At 66.4% G+C, this 5,883-nt stretch carries 6 protein-coding genes; 1 reads left to right on the forward strand and 5 read right to left on the reverse strand.

Features of this window, described 5'->3' with window-relative positions:
* The coding region (locus tag VGC18_RS01650) for a M15 family metallopeptidase (RefSeq protein WP_331093555.1) at positions 1-267 on the forward strand (267 nt) is incomplete at its 5' end.
* 73 nt (positions 268-340) lie between these two features.
* On the opposite strand, the gene VGC18_RS01655 is transcribed toward VGC18_RS01650, so the two are convergent.
* From VGC18_RS01655 to chvE, 5 genes are all read right to left on the reverse strand, one after another.
* Entirely contained in the window at positions 341-505 is a 165-nt protein-coding gene (locus tag VGC18_RS01655; RefSeq protein ID WP_331093557.1) for a hypothetical protein, read from the reverse strand.
* 101 nt (positions 506-606) lie between these two features.
* Positions 607-1,812, reverse strand: coding sequence for an ROK family transcriptional regulator (locus VGC18_RS01660; RefSeq protein ID WP_331093559.1), 1,206 nt, complete (start codon positions 1,810-1,812; stop codon positions 607-609).
* A gap of 64 nt (positions 1,813-1,876) precedes the next feature.
* Positions 1,877-3,076, reverse strand: coding sequence for a multiple monosaccharide ABC transporter permease (gene mmsB, locus VGC18_RS01665; RefSeq protein ID WP_331093561.1), 1,200 nt, complete (start codon positions 3,074-3,076; stop codon positions 1,877-1,879).
* 4 nt (positions 3,077-3,080) lie between these two features.
* The gene (mmsA, locus tag VGC18_RS01670) at positions 3,081-4,610 is read right to left on the reverse strand and encodes a multiple monosaccharide ABC transporter ATP-binding protein (protein ID WP_331093563.1); all 1,530 of its coding nucleotides are present in this window, start codon (positions 4,608-4,610) and stop codon (positions 3,081-3,083) included.
* 78 nt (positions 4,611-4,688) lie between these two features.
* Entirely contained in the window at positions 4,689-5,792 is a 1,104-nt protein-coding gene (gene chvE / locus VGC18_RS01675; protein ID WP_331093565.1) for a multiple monosaccharide ABC transporter substrate-binding protein, read from the reverse strand.
* Between the last annotated feature and the right edge of the window lie 91 nt (positions 5,793-5,883).

Here is a 5,883-nt window from a genome sequence, read left to right on the forward strand (position 1 = left end):
GCCGACATCGGCTCCGTGCCGCTGCAGTGCACACTCGCGGCCTGCTTCGGTCAGACGACGCAGGGGAAGTGGCTCGCGGCGAACGCCTGGCGCTTCGGCTTCCTGCTTCGCTATCCGGCGGACAAGGTAGCCGTCACCGGCTACGAGTACGAGCCGTGGCACTTCCGCTACATCGGCGTGCAGCTGTCGACGGAGATGCACAACACCGGGGTCACGACGCTCGAGGAGTTCTTCGGGTTGCCGCCCGCCCCCGACTACGCCCACTGAGGGGACGCCGTCGCGAGGCGGCGGAATGGCTCTGCCGTCTCAGGTCAACGACGTGCCGGCAGCAGCCGATCGATCAACGCGTTCTGCGGCCGGTGATGACCCGCAGGAGCCAGACGATGACTGCGATGACGAGGAGCACGATCCCGACCCAGAGGAGCCAGTGGATGGACGCGACGAATCCACCGGTGAAGAGCAGGACAATGGCGACGATGGCAATGATGGCAAGCAGGATATTCATTTGTAGGACTTGTCCTTAAGTAGGGCGGTCGAACGACGCGGACGACCACGGTGGTTACACTAGCCCCTCACGGCCGTCTCCGACAGGCGGCGACCTGCCGGTCAGGAGAAGTTGGCCGGGTCGCGGAGCACGGGGCCGAAGGCGAGCTCCGCGGGTCCGACGAGCATGAGGCGGGACCTCAGGCTCGCCCGCTCCAGTCGCACCGCGCGCCCTGCGCCGCCGAGCGGACGGATCCGCACCGCCTCTGTCAGCCTCTCCCGGCTCACCGAGAGCAGTGCGCCGAGGTAACCGGCGAGCACCACGATCTCCGGGTTGAACAGGTTGACGAAGTCGGTGAGCGCCTCGGACAGCAACTCGACCTGGCGGGACACCTCGGCCAGGACGGCGGGATCGCGGGCGACGCCGAGCTCGACGTCGAGCTCGTCCTCGTCGATGCGCGTGCGCCCGAGCAACGGCAGCAGCCGCGACTGGCTCACCTCGATCTCGAGACAGCCGGTCCGGCCGCAGTAGCACCTGCGCCCGCTGCTGTTGACGAGGGTATGGCCCAGCTCCCCGGCATAGCCCTCCGTCCCGTGAAGCAGCGCTCCGTCGATGACGATCCCGCCGCCCACCCCCGCGGAGGTGCCGTTGACGTAGACGAGGTTGCGGGCGCCCCGTGCGGCTCCGAAGACGACCTCGCCCATGGCACCGATGCTCGACTCGTTTCCGGTGATCACCGGATAGCCGAGCGCCTGCCGCAGCGTCTCGGTGAATGGCTCGTTCCTCCAGTTGAGGTGCGGGGCCAGGAGCACCCGCCCGTCGCCGGCCCTGACCAGCCCGGGCACGGCGACGCCGACGCCGACCACCCGGTAGTGCCGCTCGATGTCCGCGCGCATCCCGTCCACCAGGGAGCTGACGGCTTTCACCATCTTCTTGGCGGGCAGGGGCGAGGCGGAGTCGAAGCGGATCCTCGACAGCACCTCCCCGCCGAGCCCGACCAGCCCGACGGTCACGCCCTCGATGTCGGGATAGACCGCGATCGCCGCGACCGTCGGATCGACCTCGATGGAGGAGCTCGGTCGGCCCGCTCGTCCGGTGGCTGCCCTGGTGCCGCTATCGCGGACCAGGCCGAGCTCCATGAGCTCGGCCACCAGCACGGTCACCGTCGAGCGGTTGAGCCCGGTCTCGTTGACCAGGTCGGCCCGGGAACGCGGTCCGCCGTGATGGAGCGAGGTGAGAACGGCGGAGAGGTTCCTCCGTCGGATGAAGTCGTTGCTCGAGTGTGCCTCGACCGCCGCGGGATTCACGGGCGTCGCCAGATCGGTCACGGTTGGACCAACACACTCTCGCTCTCATCGCTCACGTCACATCACGGCCCCCGCTTCAGCGATTCTATCGACCGCCCCTGCGCTTGTTGAAGATGTCGAAGGCCACGGCAAGCAGCAGCACGAGGCCCTTGATCGCCATCTGCCACGCGGCATCCACCGACAGGATCGACAGGCCCATGTTCAGCACTCCCATGACCAGTCCACCGATGACGGCACCGACGACGGTGCCGATCCCGCCCTGCACCGCGGCGCCGCCGATGAACACCGCGGCGATCGCATCCAGTTCGTAGTTCTGCCCCGCCGAGGCGACGGCACTTCCGGCCCTGGCGGTGCTGACGACGCCGGCAAGCCCGGCGAGCGCTCCCATGTTCACGAAGATGAAGAAGTTGACCCTCCGCGTCTTGACCCCGCTCATGACCGCCGCGAAGAGGTTCCCGCCCATCGCGTAGATGTGCCGGCCGAAGACCGTCTTGTCGAGGACGAAGGTGTACAGCAGCACGAGCGCGGCGAGGACGATGAGGATGATCGGCGTGCCGCTGTATCCGGCCAGGATCCAGGCGACGGCGATGATGGCCGCCGCCGCGACGACGTTCTTGATCCAGAACGAGCCGATGACCTCGCGCGGGAGGTCGAGCCTGCGCAGGGTCGCCCTGGTGCGCAGCTGCTGCCAGACGAGGGCGGCGGCGGCCACGACCCCGAGCAGGATCGTGAACAGGTCGCGCCCGCCGATCAGCCCGAACACGGTCGGAATCCAGCCGGCGCCGATGGCGGTGAATCCGTCCGGCAGGCCGCTGATCGTCCCGCCGGTGAGCAGGACGAGGGTGAGCCCGCGGAAGATCAGCATGCCGGCCAGGGTGACGATGAACGCGGGGATGCCGACATAGGCCACCCAGAATCCCTGCCAGGCGCCGACGGCCGCGCCGACGACGATGGAGAGGATGACCGCCGCCCACCAGGGAAGTCCCCAGTTGTTGATGGAGATGGCGCCGACCGCACCGACCATCGCGACGACCGAGCCCACCGAGAGGTCGATATGCCCGGCGATGATGACCATCACCATCCCGACGGCGAGGATCAGCACGTAGGCGTTCTGCTGGATGAGGTTGTTGACGTTCCCCGGCAGCAGCAGTCGGCCGCCGGTCAGGGCCTCGAACAGCAGGATGATGACGACCAGGGCGGCGAGGATCCCGTACTGCCGGAAGTTCACCGACAGTCTGGGGGTCTTGCGCCCTGCCGAGGGCGCCACGGGCGTTGTGGTGGTCATGGTTCTAGTTCCTTCCGGCGGTCATGTAGTGCATGAGGTTTTCCTGGGTGGCGTCTGCGCGGGCGACTTCGCCGCTGATGCGCCCCTCTGAGATGGTGTAGATCCGATCGGCAAGCCCAATGACTTCCGGCAGCTCCGACGAGATGACGATGACCGCCTTGCCCTGCGCGGCGAGCTCGTTGATGATGCCGTAGATCTCGTACTTGGCCCCCACGTCGATGCCGCGGGTGGGCTCGTCGAGGATGAGGATGTCGGGCCCCGAGAAGATCCACTTCCCGAGCACAACCTTCTGCTGGTTGCCGCCGGACAGCTTGCCGGTGATGACGGAGACCGACGGCGCCTTGATGTTCATCTTGTAGCGGTAGGAGTCGGCGACCTTGTATTCGCGGAACCGGTCGATGACACCGAACTTGGCGAGGCGGCCGAGCGCCGCGGCCGAGATGTTGACGGTGATGTCGCCGATGAGGTTCAGCCCGTACCGCTTCCTGTCCTCCGTCGCGTAGGCCAGGCCATGTCCGATCGCCTCGTCGACGGTGCGCAGCTGGATCTCCTCGCCGTTCTTGAAGGCCTTGCCCGACACGTTCGAACCGTAGGTGCGACCGAAGATGCTCATCGCGAGCTCCGTCCTGCCCGCCCCCATGAGCCCCGCGAACCCGACGATCTCGCCGGCGTTGACGTGGAACGACGCGTCGTCGACCACGACCCGGGTCGTATCGACGGGATGGTGCACCGTCCAGTGCTCCACCCGGAAGATCTCTGGCCCGATGGCCGGTTCCCTCGGCGGGAACATGCTGTTGAGGTCGCGGCCGACCATTGCCCGGATGATCCGGGCCTCCGTGGCGTCGCCGCTGCGGGCATCCAGGGTCTCGATCGTCTTGCCGTCGCGGATGATCGTCACGGTGTCGGCGATGCGGCGCACCTCCCGGAGCTTGTGGGAGATGATGATGCAGGTGATGCCCTGGCCGCGCAGCTGATCGATCAGGTCGAGCAGGTGGTCGGAGTCCTCGTCGTTCAGGGCCGCGGTCGGCTCGTCGAGGATGAGCAGCTTGACCCGCTTGGACAGCGCCTTGGCGATCTCGACCAGCTGCTGCTTGCCGACTCCGAGCTCGAAGACCTTCGTCGCCGGGCTCTCGTCGAGGCCGACCCGCGCGAGGAGGAGCTGCGCCTCGCGGTTGGTCCCATGCCAGTCGATGACCCCCCTCGACTGCACCTCGTTGCCGAGGAAGATGTTCTCCGCGATGGAGAGGTAGGGGCTGAGGGCGAGCTCCTGGTGGATGATCACGATGCCCTCGGCCTCGCTGTCGTTGATGCTCTTGAAGTCGACGGGGCGACCCTCGAACTCGATCTCCCCCTCGTAGCTTCCCGTCGGGTAGACGCCGCTGAGGACCTTCATCAGGGTGGACTTCCCCGCCCCGTTCTCGCCGCAGATGGCGTGCACCTCGCCCGGGGCCACGTCGACGGAGACGTCGTCCAGGGCGCGCACGCCGCTGAAGTCCTTGGAAATGTTCACCATCCGAAGAATGGGTTCACTCATGGTGCAGATCCTTAAATCGTGTTGTGGTGCGGAAGGTGGCGCCGACACGGGCGGTCGGCGCCACCGGATGGCTGGGGTCTACAGCCCGACGTCGGACGCCTTGAGGAATCCGGAGTCGATGAGCTTCGTCTTCACGTCGGCCTTCGTGACGACCTCCGGGGTGAGGAGATAGGACGGGACGACCTTCTTGCCGTTGTCGTAGGTCTTCGTGTCGTTGACCTCGACCTTGGTGCCGGCGTCGATCGACTTGATCATCTGGAAGGTGCGCTCGCCGAGGGCCCGCGTGTCCTTCCACACGGTCATCGACTGCTCTCCGGCGAGGATCGCCTTGACGTTGGCCTTGTCGGCGTCCTGCCCGCTGATGATCGGGTAGTCGCTGCCCGGCTTGTACCCGGCCGACTTGAGCGATGCCTCGATGCCGATCGCGAGGCTGTCGTTCGGTGAGAGGACGACGTTGACCTTCTTGCCTCCCGCATAGAACGACGACAGGCGGTTGTCCATCTCGGACTGTGCCTTGTCGGATGCCCAGCCCTGGATTCCGATGCTCGCCCAGTCGTCATCCGACTTCGGCGCCTTGCCGCTCGGGACCACGAGCTGCCCGCTCTTCACGTAGGGCGACAACACGTCCCACGCGCCGGCGAAGAAGAACTTCGCGTTGTTGTCGTCCGGGCTGCCCGCGAACGGCTCGAGGTTGAACGGGCCCTTGCCGTCCTTCAGCCCGAGCGAGGTCTCGATGTACTGGCCCTGCAGAGTGCCGACCTTGTAGTTGTCGAAGGTCGCGTAGTAGTCGACATCCGGTGTGCCGTTGATGAGCCGGTCGTAGGCAATGACGGTGGCCTTCTGCTTCTTGGCCTGCGCGAGCACCGGCCCGAGCGATGAGCCGTCGATCGCGGCAACGACGAGGATCGTCGCGCCTCCCGCGATCTGGTTCTGGATCTGGCTGATCTGCTGGTCGGTCTTGTTATCCGCGTACTGGAGGTCGACGCTGCATCCGGCCTTCTTCAGCTTGGCCTGGAGGCCCTCGCCGTCGTTGATCCAGCGCTCGAGGCTGCGGGTCGGCATCGAAATGCCGACGCTGCAGTCGGCCTTCGACCCGCCGGACGGGGTACCGCTGGAACAGGCGGAGATGCCGAGTACGAAGACGCCCGCCGCCGCGATGGCGACAACTGTTTTTAGGGACATGAGTGAATGCTTTCCTCTCTGAATGCTGCACAAATGGAGCAGATCCGCGATCTCTCGCGGTTCAGGAGGCACTGGCCGGGTCCTCGTCGAT

Source organism: Lacisediminihabitans sp., assembly GCF_036404185.1.
GTDB lineage: Bacteria > Actinomycetota > Actinomycetes > Actinomycetales > Microbacteriaceae > Lacisediminihabitans.

Excerpts from the sequence above, each read along its gene's own strand:
- mmsA (WP_331093563.1), bottom strand. The coding sequence starts at position 4,610 with ATGAGTGAACCCATTCTTCGGATGGTGAACATTTCCAAGGACTTCAGC.
- VGC18_RS01655 (WP_331093557.1), bottom strand. The coding sequence starts at position 505 with ATGAATATCCTGCTTGCCATCATTGCCATCGTCGCCATTGTCCTGCTC.
- mmsB (WP_331093561.1), bottom strand. The coding sequence starts at position 3,076 with ATGACCACCACAACGCCCGTGGCGCCCTCGGCAGGGCGCAAGACCCCC.
- chvE (WP_331093565.1), bottom strand. The coding sequence starts at position 5,792 with ATGTCCCTAAAAACAGTTGTCGCCATCGCGGCGGCGGGCGTCTTCGTA.